Annotated in this window: 20 protein-coding genes; 18 read left to right on the top strand and 2 right to left on the bottom strand. The window is 68.9% G+C overall.

Going from position 1 to position 19,623, the window contains the following annotated elements:
• Positions 1–32: 32 nt before the first annotated feature.
• Positions 33–377, top strand: coding sequence for a WhiB family transcriptional regulator (locus tag MRAB57_RS01880; RefSeq protein WP_077090330.1), 345 nt, complete (start codon positions 33–35; stop codon positions 375–377).
• Between the two features lie 20 nt (positions 378–397).
• Here MRAB57_RS01880 and MRAB57_RS01875 read toward each other — a convergent pair whose 3' ends face one another.
• Entirely contained in the window at positions 398–820 is a 423-nt protein-coding gene (locus MRAB57_RS01875) for a metallopeptidase family protein (RefSeq protein ID WP_077086046.1), read from the bottom strand.
• A 203-nt stretch (positions 821–1,023) separates the two neighbouring features.
• Here MRAB57_RS01875 and MRAB57_RS01870 point away from each other — a divergent pair, with 203 nt between their 5' ends.
• The 4 genes from MRAB57_RS01870 (at position 1,024) to manA (ending at position 5,264) form a co-directional block, all read left to right on the top strand.
• A complete protein-coding gene (locus MRAB57_RS01870) occupies positions 1,024–1,470 on the top strand; it encodes a DUF3499 domain-containing protein (protein WP_216823721.1) in 447 nt (148 codons plus the stop codon).
• A 76-nt stretch (positions 1,471–1,546) separates the two neighbouring features.
• On the top strand, positions 1,547–2,944 hold the full coding sequence (locus MRAB57_RS01865; protein ID WP_077086044.1) for a phosphomannomutase/phosphoglucomutase: 1,398 nt from the start codon (positions 1,547–1,549) through the stop codon (positions 2,942–2,944).
• On the top strand, positions 2,941–4,029 hold the full coding sequence (locus tag MRAB57_RS01860; protein WP_077086043.1) for a TobH protein: 1,089 nt from the start codon (positions 2,941–2,943) through the stop codon (positions 4,027–4,029). The genes MRAB57_RS01865 and MRAB57_RS01860 overlap by 4 nt, the downstream gene beginning before the upstream one ends.
• An 8-nt stretch (positions 4,030–4,037) precedes the next feature.
• Positions 4,038–5,264 (top strand): mannose-6-phosphate isomerase, class I, encoded by a 1,227-nt coding sequence (gene manA, locus MRAB57_RS01855; protein ID WP_077086042.1) that lies wholly within the window; start codon positions 4,038–4,040, stop codon positions 5,262–5,264.
• Here manA and MRAB57_RS01850 read toward each other — a convergent pair.
• A complete protein-coding gene (locus MRAB57_RS01850) occupies positions 5,242–6,663 on the bottom strand; it encodes an FAD-dependent oxidoreductase (RefSeq protein ID WP_077086041.1) in 1,422 nt (473 codons plus the stop codon). The genes manA and MRAB57_RS01850 overlap by 23 nt on opposite strands.
• 66 nt (positions 6,664–6,729) lie before the next feature.
• Here MRAB57_RS01850 and MRAB57_RS01845 point away from each other — a divergent pair, with 66 nt between their 5' ends.
• The 13 genes from MRAB57_RS01845 to hpf all read left to right on the top strand — a co-directional run bounded on the left by MRAB57_RS01845 (position 6,730) and on the right by hpf (position 19,588).
• Entirely contained in the window at positions 6,730–8,208 is a 1,479-nt protein-coding gene (locus MRAB57_RS01845) for an APC family permease (protein WP_077086040.1), read from the top strand.
• Positions 8,209–8,280: 72 nt separating this feature from the next.
• Positions 8,281–9,537 carry an alkane 1-monooxygenase gene (locus MRAB57_RS01840; protein WP_077086039.1) on the top strand — a complete coding sequence of 419 codons (1,257 nt, stop codon included), beginning with the start codon at positions 8,281–8,283 and terminating at the stop codon, positions 9,535–9,537.
• Positions 9,534–9,704, top strand: coding sequence for a rubredoxin (locus MRAB57_RS01835; RefSeq protein WP_077086038.1), 171 nt, complete (start codon positions 9,534–9,536; stop codon positions 9,702–9,704). Before MRAB57_RS01840 ends, MRAB57_RS01835 begins: the two co-directional genes overlap by 4 nt.
• A gap of 4 nt (positions 9,705–9,708) precedes the next feature.
• The gene (locus MRAB57_RS01830; RefSeq protein ID WP_077086037.1) at positions 9,709–9,891 is read left to right on the top strand and encodes a rubredoxin; all 183 of its coding nucleotides are present in this window, start codon (positions 9,709–9,711) and stop codon (positions 9,889–9,891) included.
• 26 nt (positions 9,892–9,917) lie between these two features.
• A complete protein-coding gene (alkX, locus tag MRAB57_RS01825) occupies positions 9,918–10,523 on the top strand; it encodes a TetR family transcriptional regulator AlkX (protein WP_077086036.1) in 606 nt (201 codons plus the stop codon).
• A 96-nt stretch (positions 10,524–10,619) separates the two neighbouring features.
• Complete coding sequence (gene ahcY, locus MRAB57_RS01820; RefSeq protein ID WP_077086035.1) at positions 10,620–12,092, top strand: adenosylhomocysteinase; 1,473 nt, start codon at positions 10,620–10,622, stop codon at positions 12,090–12,092.
• Positions 12,093–12,130: 38 nt separating this feature from the next.
• Entirely contained in the window at positions 12,131–12,763 is a 633-nt protein-coding gene (locus MRAB57_RS01815) for a dTMP kinase (RefSeq protein WP_077086034.1), read from the top strand.
• A gap of 80 nt (positions 12,764–12,843) precedes the next feature.
• Positions 12,844–13,530 (top strand): two-component system response regulator MtrA, encoded by a 687-nt coding sequence (gene mtrA, locus MRAB57_RS01810; RefSeq protein WP_007168097.1) that lies wholly within the window; start codon positions 12,844–12,846, stop codon positions 13,528–13,530.
• Complete coding sequence (gene mtrB, locus MRAB57_RS01805; RefSeq protein WP_077086033.1) at positions 13,527–15,218, top strand: MtrAB system histidine kinase MtrB; 1,692 nt, start codon at positions 13,527–13,529, stop codon at positions 15,216–15,218. Before mtrA ends, mtrB begins: the two co-directional genes overlap by 4 nt.
• Positions 15,218–16,990 carry an MtrAB system accessory lipoprotein LpqB gene (gene lpqB, locus MRAB57_RS01800; RefSeq protein WP_077086032.1) on the top strand — a complete coding sequence of 591 codons (1,773 nt, stop codon included), beginning with the start codon at positions 15,218–15,220 and terminating at the stop codon, positions 16,988–16,990. The genes mtrB and lpqB overlap by 1 nt, the downstream gene beginning before the upstream one ends.
• 88 nt (positions 16,991–17,078) lie before the next feature.
• Positions 17,079–17,909 (top strand): SDR family NAD(P)-dependent oxidoreductase, encoded by an 831-nt coding sequence (locus tag MRAB57_RS01795; protein WP_077086031.1) that lies wholly within the window; start codon positions 17,079–17,081, stop codon positions 17,907–17,909.
• Between the two features lie 29 nt (positions 17,910–17,938).
• On the top strand, positions 17,939–18,571 hold the full coding sequence (locus MRAB57_RS01790) for a ComF family protein (RefSeq protein ID WP_077086030.1): 633 nt from the start codon (positions 17,939–17,941) through the stop codon (positions 18,569–18,571).
• Positions 18,572–18,898: 327 nt separating this feature from the next.
• Positions 18,899–19,588: a ribosome hibernation-promoting factor, HPF/YfiA family gene (gene hpf / locus MRAB57_RS01785; RefSeq protein WP_425436800.1), complete on the top strand. Its 690-nt coding sequence runs from the start codon at positions 18,899–18,901 to the stop codon at positions 19,586–19,588.
• The last annotated feature ends 35 nt before the right edge of the window (positions 19,589–19,623 follow it).

Below are 19,623 nucleotides of genomic sequence, written 5' to 3'. Positions count from 1 at the left end.
CAAGCATGTCTTATGAGCACCTTCGGGGCATTATGACAGGCATACCGCAAACCGCGATTGGCTCAGTAGCGACGCCAATCGTCCGGCCGCACCTGACCGTGGTTCCCGATGCGCCAGTCGCATTCGAGCCCGAGCCGTTGCCGGAGGTCGAGCTCACCCCCGACCAATGGCAGGACCGTGCGCTGTGCGCGCAGACGGACCCCGAGGCCTTCTTCCCGGAGAAGGGCGGCTCCACCCGCGAAGCGAAGAAAATCTGCCTGGGATGCGAGGTCCGGCATGAGTGCCTCGACTACGCTCTGGCGCACGACGAGCGCTTCGGCATCTGGGGCGGCCTGTCCGAGCGGGAGCGCCGCCGTCTCAAGCGCGGCATCATCTGATCTTCGAAGCCCGCCTTGGGCTAATCGTCGTCGATCGTCGGGTCGATGACCGACGGCTCGACGTCCAGATAGATGGCCACCTGAGCTACCAGGATCTCGTGCAGCAATTCGCCGAGTTCTACGGTGTCCTTGGCGCGTCGCTCGATGGGTTTGCGGAACAACACAATTCGTGCCCGGGTTGCATTGCCGCGGACGTCGACGCCTGCCGCGATCAACCGGGCGAGCGCGATGGGTCCGTCGGCGACGACCTCCGGCGGCCACTGCACGCTGTCGGGGTCCTTGGCCGAGATGCGCGGGATCTCGTCGACCGCGACGTCGAGTTCGGTCACACGGTCGTGCCAGCGGCGCTCGATGGGTTCGTAGGCCTCCAGCACGGCCATGTCGAAGCGCTCGGCGCGGCTGCGCCAGCCGGGCACCGTCGGCGGCAGCAGCGGGCCGCGCATATCGCGCCCGCGCCGTACCGCACGATGCGCCGAGCGTCCGCCGGACCGAGCGTCCGACGGGCCGCCGCGCGGGGTGCTGCGCGAATCGCCCACGCGCCGATGGTAACGGGTTGTCCGCCGTTGATAACGGTTCGGAACCGTGCGCCCAGGAGTTGCGCGTGTCCGGCGCTTCGGGGGCGTTTCCGCACGATAGCCTTTGCGACGTGAACGTTCCCCGTCGCTGCTGCCGGCCCGGGTGTCCGCATTACGCCGTGGCGACCTTGACGTTCGTCTACTCGGACTCGACGGCAGTCGTAGGTCCACTCGCCACCGCGCGCGAGCCGCATTCGTGGGACCTGTGCGTCAACCACGCCGGCCGGATCACCGCACCTCGCGGGTGGGATCTGGTGCGCCACGCCGGGCCTCTGAATATTGAGCCCACTAACCCCGACGAGGACGACCTGGTCGCCCTGGCCGATGCCGTGCGCGAGGGTGGCCCCGGCGACGGCGGCGTGCCCTTAGCCGCGCCGGTCAACGGATTTGCTGATCCGCACGTCCACCACAGCGGGCCGCACGCCACCGCACCGAGCAGCGGGCTGCTCGCGCCGCCGGAGCACCGGTCCGGACGCCGGCGGGGACATCTTCGGGTGTTGCCCGATCCCAGCGACTAGCCCTGACTAGCGCCCCGGGGGGCCGATAGGCTGACGTCGAAGCGCGAACCAATTCATGGCGTCAGGAGGCCCCCGCATGTCCCGGCTTGCCGAGACTGTCCACCGTGTCATCAAGGCTTATGACGTCCGTGGGCTGGTAGGCGACGAGATCGACGACTCGTTCGTCGGCGGCGTCGGGGCGGCCTTTGCGAGGCTGATGCGCGACGAGGGCGCCCGGCGCGTGGTGATCGGTTACGACATGCGGGACAGCTCGCCCGGGCTCGCCGAGGCCTTCGCGGCCGGGGTCAGGAGCCAGGGCCTCGACGTGGTGCGCATTGGGCTGGCGTCCACCGATCAGCTGTATTTCGCCTCGGGGTTGCTGGACTGCCCCGGCGCGATGTTCACCGCGAGCCACAACCCCGCGGCCTACAACGGCATCAAGCTGTGCCGGGCGGGAGCCAAGCCCGTCGGCGCCGAGACCGGGCTGCGCGTGATCAGTGCGGACCTGATCGCCGGGGTCGCATCCTATGACGGGCAGCCGGGCAGCGTCAGCGACCAAGACGTGCTGGGGGACTACGGCGCGTTCCTGCGATCGCTGGTGGACACCTCCAAGCTGCGCCCGTTGCGGGTGGCCGTGGATGCCGGCAACGGGATGGCCGGCCACACCACCCCTGCCGTGCTCGGTGCCATCGACTGGATCACCTTGGTGCCCTTGTACTTCGAGCTCGACGGCTCGTTCCCCAATCACGAGGCCAACCCGCTCGACGCGGCGAACCTGGTCGACCTGCAGGCCTGCGTGCTCGACTGCGGGGCCGACATCGGGCTGGCCTTCGACGGCGACGCCGATCGCTGCTTCGTGGTCGACGAACGCGGGCAGTCGGTGTCGCCGTCGACGGTGACCAGCCTGGTGGCCTCCCGCGAGTTGGGCCGCGAGATCGGCGCCACGATCATCCACAACCTGATCACGTCGCGCGCGGTGCCCGAGCTCGTCACCGAACGCGGCGGCACCGCGCTGCGCTCGCGGGTGGGCCACTCCTATATCAAGGCGATGATGGCCGACACCGGCGCGATCTTCGGCGGCGAGCATTCCGCGCACTACTACTTCCGGGACTTCTGGGGGGCCGACTCGGGGATGCTGGCCGCGCTGTACGTGCTGGCCGCGCTCGGCGAGCAGGACCGGCCGCTGTCGGAGCTGACCGCGGACTACCACCGCTACGAATCGTCCGGCGAAATCAACTTCACCGTGGGCGACGCCTCGCAATGCACCGAGGCCGTGTTGAAGTCGTTCGGCAGCCGGATCCACTCCATCGACCACCTGGACGGGGTGACCGTCGACTTGGGCGACGGCAGCTGGTTCAACCTGCGCAGCTCCAACACCGAGCCGTTGCTGCGGCTCAACGCCGAGGGCCGCACCACCGAGGACGTCGAGGCGGTGGTCGCCCAGATCAGTGCCGAGATCACCGCCGTGGCGGCCCCCGACGGGGCCGCGCCATGAATGCCACCCGGGCGATCGACCTAGAGGACGCCGACGGCTTGCTCGCCGCCGATCGGGACGGCCTGCTGCGGGCCGCGTCGTCGGCCGGTGCCCAGGTGCGCGCGATTGCCGCGGCGGTCGACGAGGGCGCGCTGGAAACGCTGCGCAGCTCCGACCGCGCCCGCAGCGTGATCTGGGTGGCCGGCCGGGGGAGCGCCGAGTCGGCCGGCGCGATGCTGGCCGCGACGCTGGGTGGCGCGGCGTCGGCGCCCATCACGGTCCTCAGCGAGGCCCCGCCGTGGGTGGGCCCGCTCGACGTATTGGTCGTCGCGACCGACGATCCCGGCGATCCCGCCATCGTCGGTGCGGCCGCTACCGGCGTGCGCCGCGGTGCCCGCGTCGTCGTCGCCGCTCCCTACGAGGGACCGCTGCGCGACTCCACCGCCGGGCGCACTGCGGTGCTCGCGCCGCGGCTTCCGGTGCCCGACGAATTCGGGCTGTGCCGCTACTTGGCCGCCGGCCTGGCCACGCTGCACGCCGTCGACCCCCGGCTGAGCATCGACCTGGCCGCGCTGGCCGACGAGCTGGACGCCGAGGCGCTGCGCAACAGCGCCGCGCGCGACCTGTTCACCAACCCCGCCAAGACAATCGCCGCGCGCCTGTCCGAGCACCACGTGGCGCTGGCCGGCGACGGCGCCGGGATGCTGGCGCTGGCCCGGCACGGCAGCTCGACCATGCTGCGCGTCGCCCATCACGTGGTGGCGGCCGCCGGGCTGGCGGATGCGGTTGTCGCGCTGCGCTCCACCGCCGGGTTCGGCTCCGGATTGGATCAAGCGGCCTCCTCGGCCGACGCCCTGTTCCACGACGAGGAGTTCGACGGGCCGCTGCCCGAGCGGCTGCGGGTGCTGGCGCTCACCTTGACCGACGACCGGACGGTCACGGCCGCGCGGGTGGCCGGGCTGGACGACGCCTATCTGGTCACGGCCCAGGACGTGCCCGATGCGCCGCAGCCGTCGACCGGTGCGGGTCGCGCCGAGCAGCAACTGGCAGTATTGGCCGTTCGGCTGGAGATGGCCGCCGTTTACTTGCGACTGGTGCGGGGATAAAGAAGAAAGTGGAACTGCTTCGCGGAGCCTTGCGGACCTACGCCTGGGGATCGCGCACCGCCATCGCCGAATTCACCGGGCGTCCGGTTCCTGCGGCCCATCCCGAGGCCGAACTCTGGTTCGGCGCGCACCCCGGCGATCCGGCCTGGCTCGAGACCGACCACGGCGAAACCTCCCTGCTGCAGGCCCTGGCGGCCGACCCCGAGGGTCAGCTCGGCGCCGCGTCGCGCGCCCGGTTCGGCGACGTGCTGCCGTTCCTGGTGAAGGTGCTGGCCGCCGACGAGCCGCTGTCGCTGCAGGCCCACCCGAGCGCGGCGCAGGCCGTCGAGGGCTACCTGCGGGAGGAGAAGCTGGGCATCCCGGTGAACTCGCCGGTGCGCAATTACCGCGACACGTCGCACAAGCCCGAGGTGCTGGTGGCGCTGCAGCCGTTCGAGGCGCTGGCCGGTTTCCGGCAGGCGTCGCGCACCACGGAATTGCTGCGGGCGCTGTCGGTCTCCGACCTCGACCCCTACATCGAGCTGCTGAACGACCAGTCCGACGCGGACGGGTTGCGGGCGCTGTTCACCACCTGGATCACCGCGCCGCAGCCCGACATCGACGTGCTGGTGCCCGCGGTGCTCGACGGTGCCATCCAGTACCTCAGCTCGGGCGCAACGGAATTCGCCGCGGAAGCCAAGACGGTGCTGGAACTCGGCGAGCGCTATCCCGGCGACGCCGGTGTGCTCGCGGCGCTGTTGCTCAACCGCATCAGCCTGGCGCCCGGCGAGGCCATCTACCTGCCGGCCGGCAACCTGCACACGTATCTGCGCGGCTTCGCGATCGAGGTGATGGCCAACTCCGACAACGTATTACGCGGCGGGCTGACGCCCAAGCACGTCGACGTGCCGGAGTTGTTGCGGGTCTTGGACTTTGCGCCCACCGCCGAGTCGCAGCTGCGCCCGCACGTTCGCCGCGAGGGGATCGGGCTGATCTACGAGACCGCGGCCCCCGAGTTCGCGGTCGCGTTGTTGTCCATCGACGGCGAGCATTTGGGCCACGAGGTCGACGCGTCGTCGAGCCACGAAGGCCCGCAGATCCTGTTGTGCGTCGACGGATCGACGACCGTCCACGGGAAAACGGGGTCGTTGGTGCTGGAGCGCGGCCAGGTGGCCTGGGTGCCCGCGGACGACGTGCCGATCCGGCTGGTCTCGCGCGAGCCCGCCAAGCTGTTCAGGGCGACCGTGGGCTTGTGACGGCCGCGGCCTTGGCCGCGTCCCGCTGCTCGCGGCGCCCGCGCAGCCACAGCCGCATGTTGTGAGCGATCGTGCGGCCGAGGATGCGCGGCGGCGGGACCATGTACAGGCTGTCCAGCAGCGAGAATCGGCGCAAAAACCATTCGGCCAGAACGGGTTCGGTCTCGGCCGCGCCCAGGAATTGGTCGAACAGCGCGCCCGACGGCCGGTACCACCAGGGCATCGGCCCCTTGGTGTCGGCGTGGTGGAAGGTGACGTCGCCGATCGCGTTCATCGTCCACACCGGGAAGGTGGTCTTGGCGGTCGCGCGGTTGACTTCGGTCGCCAGGTCGTCGGTTCCGGATTGCAGGGCGCGTCGCAGATGACCGGCCTGCAACGCCGTCATCGTCATGCCCTGGCCGAACGTCGGGTTGAAGCTGACCACGGAATCGCCGAGCGGGAGGATGCCGGCCGGGAAGCGGTCCAGCTTGTCGTAGCGTCGCCATTTGCTCGCCGGGAACGCGTGAAATGACGGGTCGCCCACCGGCTGCGCCTGCGCCAGCGCCTCGTTGAAGTGCGCGGGCAGCAGTTTGTGGGCCAGCGCCAGCATCTCGCCGAATTCCGTCGGTGGTTTGGCGCTGGCCACCCCGAACGTCGTCAGCACCCAGGTGCCGTCCTCGTAGCTCAGCATGCCCAGCCCCAGCGACAGGTCGTGGGAGGCCCCGGCGACGACGACGCGTTCCTGGATCAGCCCCTCCGGGATGCGGAAGTAGTGGGTGGCGTAGTTGATGCCGATGTCCACGACTTGTTCGGTCGGGCGCTCAAATCCCCACTGCGTCAACCAGGTTGGCAGCCGGGTGCCGCGGCCGGCCGCGTCGACCACGAGGTCGGCCGCCACGAACTGCGGCTCGGCGCCCGGACCGTCGGGATCCAGCAGCACACCGGTCACCCGGCCGCGCGCGCCGTCGAAGCGCGGCTCGGCGACCGAGCGCCGCTGGATCGAGACGTTGTCGATGGCCTGCACGCGCCGGCGAATCTGCCATTCCAGGTGCGGCCGGCTGGGGACGTACGCGGTGAACTCGTCGCGCAGCGTGTGCCCGGTCCCCAGCACGTGACCCGCGGCGCCGAGGTGGATGCAGTCGGGACGGTTCTCCAGGATCGGCACACCGGCGGCCACCATGTCTTTGAGCAGGCCGGGAAACAGGTCCTCGAATTCCATCGCCCCGCGCGCCATCAGCATGTGTAAGTGCCGGTCCTGCGGGACGGCCGCGCGGTTGGCCGGTGCGCTCGGCAACTCGTCGCGCTCGTAGACCGTGACCGTCGAGTAGCGATCGGCGAGCACCCGCGCCGCGCACAGGCCGGCGATGCTGCCCCCGACGACTACCGCATGGTCCCTGACGTTTACTTCCGTGACCCCCATCCACGCAGACTACCCAGTACTGTGCGGTACCAACGGGGCCCCAACTAGGCGGGAAAGGGCTGAGGAATGGCCAATCGATGGCGCACGAAGTCGGTTGAACAGTCGATCGAGGACACCGACGAGCCGGACACGAAGCTGCGCAAGGACCTCACCTGGCGGGACCTGACGGTGTTCGGCGTCGCGGTGGTGATCGGCGCGGGCATTTTCACGGTGACCGCGTCGACCACCGGCGACATCACCGGCCCCGCGATCTGGATTTCGTTCGCCATCGCGGCGGTCACCTGCGCGCTGGCCGCGCTGTGTTACGCCGAGTTCGCGTCGACCCTGCCGGTCGCGGGCAGCGCGTACACCTTCTCCTACGCCACCTTCGGCGAATTCCTGGCCTGGGTCATCGGCTGGAACCTGCTGCTGGAGTTGGCGATCGGCGCCGCAGTGGTATCCAAGGGCTGGTCGAGTTACCTCGGCACGGTGTTCGGATTCGCCGGCGGCACAATCAAACTCGGGCCGGTCAACCTCGACTGGGGCGCGTTGATCATCGTCTTGGGAGTGTCGGCCTTGGTCGCCGCCGGCACCAAGATGTCGTCGCGGGTCTCCATGGTGATCACCGCGATCAAGGTTTCGGTCGTCATTCTGGTCGTGGTCGTCGGTGCGTTCTACATCAAGGCCGCCAACTACTCGCCGTTCATCCCGAAACCCGAAGCCGGGCACGACGTGTCGGGCATCAACCAGTCGGTGCTGTCGCTGCTGACCGGCGCGCACAGCAGCAGCTACGGCTGGTACGGCGTGCTGGCCGGGGCGTCGATCGTGTTCTTCGCTTTCATCGGATTCGACATCGTGGCGACCATGGCCGAGGAGACCAAGGAGCCGCAGCGCGACGTCCCGAAGGGGATCCTGGTCTCGCTCGCGATCGTGACCGTCCTCTACGTCGCGGTCTCGGTGGTGCTGTCCGGCATGGTGTCCTACACCCAGCTCAAGACGGCCCCCGGCGGCAAGCCGGCGAACCTGGCCACCGCGTTCGCCGCGAACGGAATCCACTGGGCCAGCGAAATCATCGCCATCGGGGCGCTGGCCGGGCTGACCACCGTGGTGATGGTGCTGATGCTCGGGCAGTGCCGGGTGCTGTTCGCGATGGCGCGCGACGGCCTGCTGCCGCGCTCGCTGGCCAAGACCGGTAGCCGCGGCACTCCGGTGCGGATCACCGTCCTGGTCGCGGTGGTGGTCGCCGTAACCGCCGCGGTGTTTCCGATCACCAAGCTCGAGGAGATGGTGAACGTCGGAACCCTGTTCGCCTTCATCCTGGTCTCGGCCGGGGTCATCGTGCTGCGCCGGACCCGTCCCGACCTGCCGCGCGGGTTCCGCGCGCCGTGGGTGCCGGTGCTGCCGATCGCCTCGATTTGCGCGTGCGTGTGGCTGATGGTCAACCTCACCGCGCTGACCTGGGTGCGGTTCGCCGTCTGGATGGTCGTGGGCACCGCGATCTACCTGGGCTACGGCTATCGGCACTCGAAACAGGGCCGGCGCGAGGTCGAGGAGGCCCGCGTCTAGCGCCTCGCCTCGCTTTACAAACATACGTCTTTTGTCTAGACAGGAGACGCATAGCGTCGTATTGTCCAAAGCATGACCACTCTCAGGCCCACCCCGTCAGTCCCCGAAGCCAGTGCGCCCGCGGCATGGCGCGACAAGAAACGTCGCCTCTGGCTGATGGGGCTGATCGCCCCGACCGCGCTGTTCGTGATGCTGCCCCTGACCTGGGGGCTCAACCAGCTCGGCTGGCACGCCGCCGCGCAGGTGCCGCTGTGGATCGGGCCGATCCTGCTCTACGTCCTGCTTCCCGCCCTCGACCTGTTCTTCGGGCCGGACGGGCAGAACCCGCCCGACGAGGTGATGGAGCAGCTGGAGAACGACAGGTACTACCGGTACTGCACCTACGTGTACATCCCGTTCCAGTACCTCAGCGTGGTGCTGGGCGCCTACCTGTTCACCGCGTCGAACCTGCACTGGCTCGGCTTCGACGGCGGCTTGGGCTGGGCCGGAAAGCTGGGCGTGGCGCTGTCGGTCGGCGTCCTCGGCGGCGTCGGCATCAACACCGCGCACGAGATGGGGCACAAGAAGGACGAGCTGGAGCGGTGGCTGTCCAAGATCACCCTGGCGCAGACCTGCTACGGGCACTTCTACATCGAGCACAACCGCGGCCACCACGTGCGCGTCGCCACCCCGGAGGACCCCGCGTCGTCGCGCTTCGGCGAGACATTCTGGGAGTTCTTGCCGCGCAGCGTCTTTGGCAGCCTGCGCTCGTCGCTGCGGCTGGAGGCCCAGCGCATCCGCCGCCACGGCGACAGCCCGTGGAACCCCAAGACGTATCCGTCCAACGACGTCCTCAATGCCTGGGCGATGTCGGTGGTGCTGTGGGGCGCGCTGATCGCGATCTTCGGCCCGGCGCTGATCGGGTTCGTGGTCATCCAGGCGGTGTTCGGCTTCGGGCTGCTCGAGACCGTCAACTACCTCGAGCACTACGGACTGCTGCGGCAGAAGAACGCGGGAGACCGCTACGAGCGCTGCACCCCGGAGCACAGCTGGAACTCCGACCACGTCGTCACCAACTTGTTCCTCTACCACCTGCAGCGGCACAGCGATCACCACGCCAACCCGACGCGGCGCTACCAGACGCTGCGCAGCATGGAGGGCGCGCCCAACCTGCCGAGCGGATACGCGTCGATGATCTCGCTGACCTACTTCCCGCCGCTGTGGCGCAAGGTGATGGACCACCGGGTGCTCGCGCACTACGACGGCGACATCACCCGCGTCAACCTGCAGCCGCGCCGGCGCGAGAAGCTGCTGGCGAAATACGGGGCGTCCCAGGCGGTCGCGGCATGATCGCCTACCGCTGCCCCGGCTGTGACTACACCTACGACGAAGCGAAAGGCGCTCCGCGGGAAGGCTTTCCGGCGGGCACGGCATTCGCCGACATCCCCGACGACTGGAGCTGCCCCGACTGTGCGGTGCGCGAGAAGGCAGATTTCGAAACAACTGGACAGGAGTGAACCGATGACCGACTACAAGCTCTTCATCTGCGTGCAGTGCGGCTTCGAGTACGACGAGGCCAAGGGCTGGCCGGAGGACGGCATCGCCCCCGGCACCCGCTGGGACGACATCCCCGACGACTGGAGCTGCCCGGACTGCGGCGCGGCGAAAACCGACTTCGAGATGGTCGAGGTAGCTCGATCCTGAGCGCACCAGCAACTAGTGTCGCGCCTGTGAAGCGGATTCCCTACGCCGAGGCGTCGCGGGCCCTGCTTCGCGACTCGGTGCTGGACGCGATGCGCGAGCTGCTGGGAACCCGCGACTGGTCCGCCGTCACGCTGTCCGACGTCGCCCGCGCCGCGGGCATCAGCCGGCAGACTATCTACAACGAGTTCGGCTCCCGGCAAGGTCTGGCGCAGGGTTACGCCCTGCGCCTGGCCGACCGCCTGGTCGACACCATCCATGAAGCCCTCGACGCCAACGTCGGCCACATCTACGAGGCGTTTCTGCAGGGGTTCCGCGCGTTCTTCGCCGAGGCGGCGGCCGACCCGCTGGTGACCTCGCTGCGCACGGGTGTCGCCAAGCCTGACCTGTTGCAGCTGATCACCACCGACAGCGCGCCCATCATCACCCGCGCGTCGACCCGGCTGGCGTCTGCGCTCACCCAGACTTGGGTGGCCACCAGCGACGAGGACGCCGGCGTGCTGGCGCGGGCCATCGTGCGGCTGGCGCTGAGCTACGTGTCGATGCCGCCCGAGGCCGATCACGACGTCGCGCAGGACCTCGCCCGCCTGATGACGCCCTTCGCCGAGCGTCACGGCGTCATCAACGTCCCCTGACCTGCCGGGCCCCAAGCCGCCGACTACAGTGGCGGAAGAACATACCTAAGCTAATTACTGCTTGAACCCCTGAACCGCAGAAGGAACAGACACGCCATGACGACGACCGAAGCATCGCTGACCGCCGACGTGCGAAACGGCATCGACTTCAAGGTGGCCGACCTCTCGCTGGCTGACTACGGCCGACGGGACATCGAACTCTCCGAGCAGGAGATGCCCGGCCTGATGTCACTGCGCCGCGAGTACCACGACGTGCAGCCGCTCAAGGGCGCGCGCATCTCGGGTTCGCTGCACATGACCGTGCAGACCGCGGTGCTGATCGAGACGCTGGTCGCGCTGGGCGCCGAGGTGCGCTGGGCGTCCTGCAACATCTTCTCCACCCAGGACCACGCCGCCGCCGCGGTCGTCGTCGGCCCGCACGGTACCGCGGAGGAGCCCAAAGGCGTCCCGGTGTTCGCCTGGAAGGGCGAGACGCTGGAGGAGTACTGGTGGGCCGCCGAGCAGATCCTGACCTGGCCGGGCGAGCCCGCCAACATGATCCTGGACGACGGTGGCGACGCCACCATGCTGGTGCTGCGTGGCGCGCAGTACGAGAAGGCCGGCGTGGTGCCGCCCGACGAGGAAGACGACTCGGACGAGCACCGGGTCTTCCTGAGCCTGCTGCGCAAACGCTTCGAGACCGAGAAGGACAAGTGGACCAAGATCTCGGAGTCCATCAAGGGCGTTTCCGAGGAGACCACCACCGGCGTGCTGCGGCTCTACCAGTTCGCCGCTGCCGGTGACCTGGCCTTCCCGGCGATCAACGTCAACGACTCGGTCACCAAGAGCAAGTTCGACAACAAGTACGGCTGCCGGCACTCGCTGATCGACGGCATCAACCGCGGCACCGACGTGCTGATCGGCGGCAAGAAGGTGCTGGTCTGCGGCTACGGCGACGTCGGTAAGGGTTCCGCCGAGTCGGTGGCCGGCCAGGGCGCGCGGGTGACCGTCACCGAGATCGACCCCATCAACGCCCTGCAGGCGCTGATGGAGGGCTTCGACGTCAAGCGGGTGGAGGACGTGATCGGCGAGGCCGACATCGTCATCACCACCACCGGGAACAAGGACATCATCACCCTCGAGCACATGAAGGCGATGAAGGACAAGGCGATCCTGGGCAACATCGGCCACTTCGACAACGAGATCCAGGTGGCGCGGCTGGAGAAGTCCGGCGCCACGAAGGTCAACATCCGCCCGCAGGTCGACCTGTGGACGTTCGGCGACACCGGCAAGTCGATCATCCTGCTGTCCGAGGGCCGGCTGCTGAACCTGGGTAACGCCACCGGGCACCCGTCGTTCGTGATGAGCAACAGCTTCTCCAACCAGGTCATCGCGCAGATCGAGCTGTGGACCAAGAACGACGAGTACGACAACGAGGTCTACCGGCTGCCCAAGCACCTGGACGAGAAGGTGGCCCGCATCCACGTCGAGGCACTCGGCGGCGAGCTGACCAAGCTGACCAAGGAGCAGGCGGAGTACATCGGCGTCGACGTCGACGGCCCGTACAAGGCCGACCACTACCGCTACTGATCCGCACCGAGGCGGCGCGGGCCCGATAGGCTCGCGCCGTGCTCATCGCGATCGAAGGCGTCGACGGCTCCGGTAAGCGGACGCTGACCGAAGGCCTGCGCAACTCGTTCGAGGCCGCCGGGAAGACGGTGGCCACCTGCGCCTTTCCGCGCTACGGGCGGTCGGTGACCGCCGACGTCGCCGCCGAGGCGCTGCACGGCCAGCACGGTGACCTGGCGTCCTCGGTGTACGCGATGGCGATGCTCTTCGCGCTGGATCGTGCCGCCGCGATCGACGAGATCGACGGCCTGCGCCGCGAGCACGACGTGGTGATCCTGGATCGCTACGTCGCCTCCAACGCCGCCTACAGCGCCGCCCGCCTGCACGAGGACGCCGCCGGGCCGGCCGTCGCCTGGGTCCAGGCGCTCGAATACCAGCGGCTGGGGCTGCCGTCGCCCGACTGGCAGATACTGCTCGCGGTCACCGCCGAGCTCGCCGGCGAGCGGGCCCGGCACCGGGAAAAGTCCGAACCGGGCCGCGCCCGCGACAGCTACGAACGCGACGACGGACTGCAGCAGCGCACCGGCGCGGTGTACGCCGAGCTTGCCGCCGCGGGCTGGGGTGGGCGCTGGCTGGTGGTCGGCGCGGACGTCGATCCGGGCCGGCTGACCGCCGATTTGGCCGCCAACTAGCACAGATTTGTCACGATTCGGCCGTTTCCAAGGAGAAACGCCCGTGTGGTGTCCGAGTTTTATCCCGATCTGGTGACACCATGGACTCCATGAGGCAAAGGATTTTGGTCGTCGACGACGACGCTTCGCTTGCGGAGATGCTGACCATCGTTCTTCGTGGGGAGGGCTTCGACACTGCGGTCATCGGTGATGGCACGCAGGCTCTGACTGCGGTGCGCGAGCTGCGGCCCGATTTGGTGCTGCTTGACCTGATGCTGCCGGGCATGAACGGCATCGACGTATGCCGGGTGCTGCGGGCCGACTCCGGCGTGCCGATCGTGATGCTGACGGCCAAGACCGACACCGTCGACGTGGTGCTGGGCCTGGAGTCGGGCGCGGACGACTACATCATGAAGCCGTTCAAGCCGAAGGAGCTGGTCGCGCGGGTGCGCGCACGGCTGCGGCGCAACGACGACGAGCCCGCCGAGATGCTGTCCATCGCCGACGTCGAGATCGACGTCCCGGCGCACAAGGTCACGCGCAACGGCGAGCAGATCTCCCTCACACCACTGGAGTTCGACCTTCTGGTCGCGCTGGCACGCAAACCACGCCAGGTGTTTACTCGTGATGTGCTGCTCGAACAGGTGTGGGGATACCGGCACCCGGCGGACACCCGCCTGGTGAACGTGCACGTCCAGCGTCTACGGGCCAAGGTCGAGAAAGACCCTGAGAACCCGACCGTGGTGTTGACCGTTCGAGGAGTGGGATACAAGGCCGGACCTCCGTGATCTGGGGCTCCCGGCGACGTATTCACGGTCACCGCTGGGGGCGCACCGGCCCCATGACCCGGGGCATGAGTGCGTTGAGTCGAGCCGTCGGCATCGCCTGGCGCCGCTCGCTGCAACTTCGAGTTGTCGCACTCACCCTTGGTTTGTCGTTGGCAGTAATCCTGGCGCTCGGCTTCGTGCTGACCAGCCAGGTGACCAATCGCGTGCTCGACGTGAAGGTCAAAGCCGCCATCGAGCAGATCGAACGGGCGCGCACCACCGTCGGCGGGATCGTCAACGGTGAGGAGACGCGCTCCCTGGACAGCAGCCTCCAGTTGGCCCGCAACACGCTTACCTCCAAGACCGACACGGCCTCGGGTGCCGGCCTGGCCGGTGCCTTCGACGCCGCCCTGATGGTGCCCGGCGACGGCCCGCGCGCGGCGACTACCGCCGGCCCCGTCGACCAGGTGCCCAACTCGCTGCGGGGCTTCGTCCGGGCGGGTCAGGCCGCGTACCAATACGCCACGGTGCACACCGACGGCTTCTCGGGCCCGGCGCTGATCGTCGGCACGCCGACCTCGTCGCAGGTGGCCAACCTGGAGCTCTACCTGATCTTCCCGCTGAAGAACGAGCAGGCCACCATCACGCTGGTGCGCGGCACGATGATCACCGGCGGCGCGGTGCTGCTGGTGCTGCTGGCCGGGATCGCGCTGCTGGTCTCGCGCCAGGTGGTGGTGCCGGTGCGATCCGCGTCGCGGATCGCCGAACGCTTCGCCGAGGGCCATCTGTCCGAACGCATGCCGGTGCGCGGCGAGGACGACATGGCGCGGCTGGCGGTGTCCTTCAACGACATGGCCGAGAGCCTGTCGCGGCAGATCACCCAGCTGGAGGAGTTCGGTAATCTGCAGCGCCGATTCACCTCCGACGTCAGCCACGAACTTCGCACGCCGTTGACCACGGTGCGGATGGCCGCCGACCTGATCTACGACCACAGCGAGGACCTCGACCCGACGCTGCGGCGGTCCACCGAGCTGATGGTCAACGAGCTGGACCGGTTCGAGTCGCTGCTGTCCGACCTGCTGGAAATCTCTCGGCACGACGCCGGTGTGGCCGAATTGTCGGTCGAGGCAGTCGATTTGCGCACCACCGTGCAGAGCGCGCTGAGCAACGTGGGCCACCTGGCCGAAGACGCCGGCATCGAGCTGGCGGTCGACATGCCGGACGAAGGGGTGATCGCGGAGGTCGATCCGCGCCGCGTCGAGCGCATCCTGCGCAACCTGATCGCCAACGCCATCGACCACGCCGAGCACAAGCCGGTCGACATCCGGATGGGCGCCGACGAGGACACCGTCGCCGTCACCGTCCGTGACTACGGTGTCGGGCTGCGGCCGGGGGAGGAGAAGCTGGTGTTCAGCCGGTTCTGGCGGTCGGACCCGTCGCGGGTAAGGCGTTCCGGCGGAACGGGTTTGGGCCTGGCGATCAGCGTCGAGGACGCGCGGCTGCACCAGGGCCGGCTGGAGGCGTGGGGCGAGCCGGGCCAGGGCGCCTGCTTCCGGCTGACGTTGCCGCTGACCCGCGGGCACAAGGTCACCACCAGCCCGTTGCCGATGAAGCCGATCCCGCCGTCCGCGCAGCCGACCCCAGAACCGCTTGCGCCGGAACGGGACAAGCGGCAGCGCCATCGCGAACCCGCCGAGCGGAGCGGTTGATGCGCCTGCAGCCCGGGTGGAAGCTCGCGGCGCTGATGTCGTTGGCGTTGTTGCTCGTGGGCTGCGCCGCGGTACCCAGCTCCTCGGCCCCGCAGGCCATCGGCACCGTCGACCGGCCCGCCCCGTCGAACCTGCCCAAGCCGACCCCCGGCATGGACCCCGACGTGCTGCTGCGCGAATTCCTCAAGGCCACAGCCGATCCGGCCAACCGGCACCTCGCGGCCCGGCAGTTCCTCACCCAGTCGGCGTCCAACTCCTGGGACGACGCCGGTAGCGCGCTGTTGATCGACCACGTGGTGTTCGTGGAAACCCGTGGCGCCGAGCGTGTTTCGGCGAGCATGCGGGCCGACATCCTGGGCTCGCTATCGGACGTCGGCGTGTTCGAGACGGCCGAGGGCACGCTGCCCGACCCGGGGCAGATCGAGCTGGTGAAGACGTCCGGCGGGTGGCGCATCGACCGGCTGCCCAACGGCGTTTTCCTTGACTGGCAACAGTTTCAGGCCACCTACAAACGAAACACGCTGTACTTCGCCGACCCGACCGGCAAGACGGTGGTGCCCGACCCCCGCTACGTCGCGGTGTCCGATCACGATCAGCTGGCCACCGAGCTGGTCTCCAAGATGCTGGCCGGGCCGCGGCCCGAGATGGCGCACACGGTGCGCAACCTGCTCGCCCCGCCGCTGCGGCTGCGCGGGCCGGTGACGCGCGCCGACGGCGGCAAGAACGGCATCGGCAAGGGCTACGGTGGCGCGCGCATCGAGCTGGAGAAGCTGTCGACCACCGATCCGCACAGCCGGCAATTGCTTGCCGCGCAAATCATTTGGACCCTGGCCCGAGCCGACATCCGGGGCCCTTATGTGATCAACGCCGACGGTGCGCCGCTGGACGACCGGTTCCGCGACGGGTGGACCACCTCCGACGTCGCGGCCACCGACCCCGGCGTGGCCGACGGCGCGGGCGCGGGAGTGCACGCCCTGGTCAACGGGTCGCTGGTCGGCCTGGACGGGCAGCGCACCAGCCTGGTGCCCGGGGCGTTCGGGCGGATGGCGGACCAGAGCAGCGCGGCGTTGTCGCGCAGCGGGCGCCAGGTGGCGTCGGTGGTGACGCTGCACCGCGGCGCGCCCGACATGGCGGAGTCGCTGTGGATCGGCGATCTCGGCGGCGAGGCGGTCCAGTCCGCCGACGGGCACAGCCTGTCGCGGCCCAGCTGGTCGCTGGACGACGTCGTCTGGGTGGTGGTCGACGCCAACAACGTGCTGCGGGCCATTCAGGAGCCGGCATCCGGGCAGCCCGCCCGCATCCCGGTGGATTCCGGCGCGGTCGCGAGCCGCTTCCCCGGGCCGATCTCGGACCTGCAGCTGTCCCGGGACGGCACGCGGGCGGCGATGGTGATCGCCGGGCAGGTGATCCTCGTCGGCGTCGAGCAGACGCAGGCCGGGCAGTACGCGCTGACCTATCCGCGGCGGCTGGGGTTCGGGCTGGGCAACACGGTGGTGTCGCTGTATTGGCGGACCGGCGACGACATCGTCGTCACCCGCAACGACGCCGTCCACCCGGTGTCGTACGTCAACCTCGACGGCGTGAACTCCGACGCACCCGAGCACGGCCTGCAGATTCCGCTGACGGCGATCGCGGCCAACCCGTCGACGATCTACGTCGCGGCGCCGCAAGGGGTGCTGCAGTACTCGGCGTCCGCGGCCGAAAGCCAGCCGACCTGGTCGGAGGTGCCGGGCCTGACGACCGGCGGGGCCGCCCCGGTGCTGCCGGGCTGAGCCAAGCGCTCAGGAAATACAACAGCCCGCCTGATTCGTTAACACTCGGACCGACGAAAATCGTCGACCGGATCGTGGAGGCCAAAGCATGTCGTCGAAAGTGTGGTTCATTACCGGGGTTTCGCGGGGCTTCGGCCGGGTGTGGGCGTCGGCCGCGTTGGAGCGGGGTGACAAGGTCGCCGCCACGGCGCGCGATACGTCCGCCCTGGCCGATCTTGTGCAGCGCTTCGGCGACGCGGTGTTGCCGCTCGAGCTGGACGTAACCGACCGGGAGGCGGCCTTCGCACGCGTCGCGGAGGCGCACGCGCACTTCGGCCGGATCGATGTGGTGGTGAACAACGCGGGCTATGGGCAGTTCGGCTTCGCCGAGGAGCTCTCCGAGCGTGAGGTTCGCGACCAGATGGAAACGAATTTCTTTGGCGCCGTGTGGGTTACCCAGGCGGCGCTGCCGCTGCTGCGCGCGCAGGGCAGCGGTCACATCCTTCAGGTGTCGTCGGTCGGCGGACTTTTCAGCGGCCCGAACCTGGGGCTGTACACCGCGTCCAAACACGCTCTGGAGGCGTTCAGTGAGGCGCTGGCCTTCGAGGTCGAGCCCTTCGGAGTCAAAGTGACGCTGATCGAGCCCGGATTCTTTGCCACCGACTGGGCCGGGCCGTCGGCCAAGCTCGCCACCCGGCTACCGGCGTACGACAAGCGCCATCAGGACGCGGACGAGTATGCCGCGAGCATCCTCGGCGAACCGGCCGACCCGGACAGCACGACCGCCGCGCTGCTCTCGGTCGTTGACGCGGAAAAGCCACCACTGAGAGCCATTTTCGGATCTTGGATGCTGCCGATCGTGGAGGACGTTTACCAGGAGCGGCTAGCCGGCTGGAAGGACTGGGACGGCGCCGATCGGGCGATCTCGCGCAGCGCCTGACTGTCGGTGTAGACCGCCACACTGGCCGTGTGCTCGATCTGGTTCTGCCGCTGCAGTGCGGCGGCTGTGGCGCCCCGGCGACCCGCTGGTGTGACGCCTGTGCCGGCGAGCTGATCGTCGCTCCGGACGAGCCGCACCTGATCAGTCCGCGCGTCGACCCGCAGGTGCCGGTGTTCGCGCTCGGCCGCTACGCCGGCGCCCGCCGCCGGGCGATCCTGGGGGTCAAGGAGCACGGCCGCGGCGACCTTGTCGCGCCGCTGGCGTGCGCGCTGGCCACCGGCGTGCACCGACTGCTGGTCTGGGGCATGGTCGACGCCCCGCTGACGATCGTGCCCGCGCCCACGCGGCGGCTGGCCGCGCGGCGGCGCGGCGGCGACCCGGTGACCCGCATCGCGACGGCGGCGGTCGCCGGCCACCCGGAGATCGGCGTGGTCCCGGCGCTGCGGATGCGGGCGCTGGCCCGCGACTCGGTCGGGCTGGGCACCGCGGCGCGCGAGCGCAACCTCGCCGGCCGGGTGGTGCTGCGCGGTCGGCCGCCGCGCACCGACGTCCTCGTCGTCGACGACATCGTCACCACCGGGGCGACGGCCCGCGAGTCGGCGCGGGTGCTGACCGCGGCCGGCCTGCGGGTGACGGCGGTGCTGGCGCTCGCGGCCGCCTGAGGCCGTCGAATCCGTTTCAAACCAATGAAATCGCCAAGAGGATGTGAAGAACTCGCAACGGGTCCGTCAAATCGGTGGCACGGCGAGGCGAACACGAGCTAACGTCGAAAACAACCTTCAACGTCTCCAGTCGCAATCACAGTAGAGACGCCCTACGCGGAGGGGGTGAGCATTCGACACCTTGCACCGGCGGGCTGCCTGCGGCGGTGACCACTCTTTGAGATCCGCTCTCCAACCCCGTCGTTGCGCTTCGTAGAAAGCCGACACGCAGGTCGCGTGCGACGTGAAAAGAGAAATGAGTTGTCACGTATGTCAAGGCTCACCACCATGGATTCCGGCGTGATTTTGGACGAACCGCCGGTCGAAATCGACGCGCAGGAACCGACCGTCAACGCCGAGGTGGTCTTCAAAGGCCGCAACGTTGAGATCCCCGACCACTTCCGCGTCTATGTCTCGCAGAAACTCGCACGCGCGGAGCGATTCGACAAAACCATCTACCTGTTCGACGTCGAGCTCAAGCACGAACGCAACCGCCGCCAACGTAAGTCCTGTCAGCGCGTGGAGATCACCGCGCGGGGCCGTGGGCCGGTTGTCCGGGGTGAGGCGTGCGCCGACAGCTTTTATGCCGCGCTCGAGTCCGCCGTGGTCCGGCTGGAGAGCCGGCTGCGCCGCGGCAAGGACCGCCGCAAGGTGCACTACGGCGAGAAGACCCCGGTCTCCCTGTCCGAGGCGACCGCGGTGTCACCGCCGCCGGTGCAGCCGCTCACCAACGGCGGCTCGGTGGACCAGCACGAACACGACGGCGCCACGCCGGAGTCGGACGGCTTCGACCACGAGCCGGGGCAGGTGGTGCGCACCAAGGAGCACCAGGCCACGCCGATGTCGGTGGACGACGCGCTCTACGAGATGGAGCTGGTGGGGCACGACTTCTTCTTGTTCTACGACAAGCACACCGAGCGACCGTCCGTGGTCTACCGACGGCACGCCTACGATTACGGGCTGATCAGGCTGTCCTGAGGAGCAACCGCCCTCGCGGGGCTGTCACCTACGAT

The sequence above is a fragment of the Mycobacterium rhizamassiliense genome, from assembly GCF_900157375.1.
Lineage (GTDB): Bacteria > Actinomycetota > Actinomycetes > Mycobacteriales > Mycobacteriaceae > Mycobacterium > Mycobacterium rhizamassiliense.
This window is presented reverse-complemented; position numbering and strand designations above follow the sequence as displayed.

Coding starts and splice junctions, on each gene's coding strand:
- ahcY (WP_077086035.1), top strand. CDS start 10,620: ATGACGACGACCGAAGCATCGCTGACCGCCGACGTGCGAAACGGCATC.
- MRAB57_RS01875 (WP_077086046.1), bottom strand. CDS start 820: ATGCGCGGCCCGCTGCTGCCGCCGACGGTGCCCGGCTGGCGCAGCCGC.
- MRAB57_RS01795 (WP_077086031.1), top strand. CDS start 17,079: ATGTCGTCGAAAGTGTGGTTCATTACCGGGGTTTCGCGGGGCTTCGGC.
- MRAB57_RS01845 (WP_077086040.1), top strand. CDS start 6,730: ATGGCCAATCGATGGCGCACGAAGTCGGTTGAACAGTCGATCGAGGAC.
- MRAB57_RS01860 (WP_077086043.1), top strand. CDS start 2,941: ATGAATGCCACCCGGGCGATCGACCTAGAGGACGCCGACGGCTTGCTC.
- MRAB57_RS01835 (WP_077086038.1), top strand. CDS start 9,534: ATGATCGCCTACCGCTGCCCCGGCTGTGACTACACCTACGACGAAGCG.
- MRAB57_RS01830 (WP_077086037.1), top strand. CDS start 9,709: ATGACCGACTACAAGCTCTTCATCTGCGTGCAGTGCGGCTTCGAGTAC.
- MRAB57_RS01865 (WP_077086044.1), top strand. CDS start 1,547: ATGTCCCGGCTTGCCGAGACTGTCCACCGTGTCATCAAGGCTTATGAC.
- MRAB57_RS01840 (WP_077086039.1), top strand. CDS start 8,281: ATGACCACTCTCAGGCCCACCCCGTCAGTCCCCGAAGCCAGTGCGCCC.
- hpf (WP_425436800.1), top strand. CDS start 18,899: ATGGATTCCGGCGTGATTTTGGACGAACCGCCGGTCGAAATCGACGCG.
- MRAB57_RS01850 (WP_077086041.1), bottom strand. CDS start 6,663: ATGGGGGTCACGGAAGTAAACGTCAGGGACCATGCGGTAGTCGTCGGG.
- lpqB (WP_077086032.1), top strand. CDS start 15,218: ATGCGCCTGCAGCCCGGGTGGAAGCTCGCGGCGCTGATGTCGTTGGCG.
- mtrA (WP_007168097.1), top strand. CDS start 12,844: ATGGACTCCATGAGGCAAAGGATTTTGGTCGTCGACGACGACGCTTCG.
- MRAB57_RS01880 (WP_077090330.1), top strand. CDS start 33: ATGACAGGCATACCGCAAACCGCGATTGGCTCAGTAGCGACGCCAATC.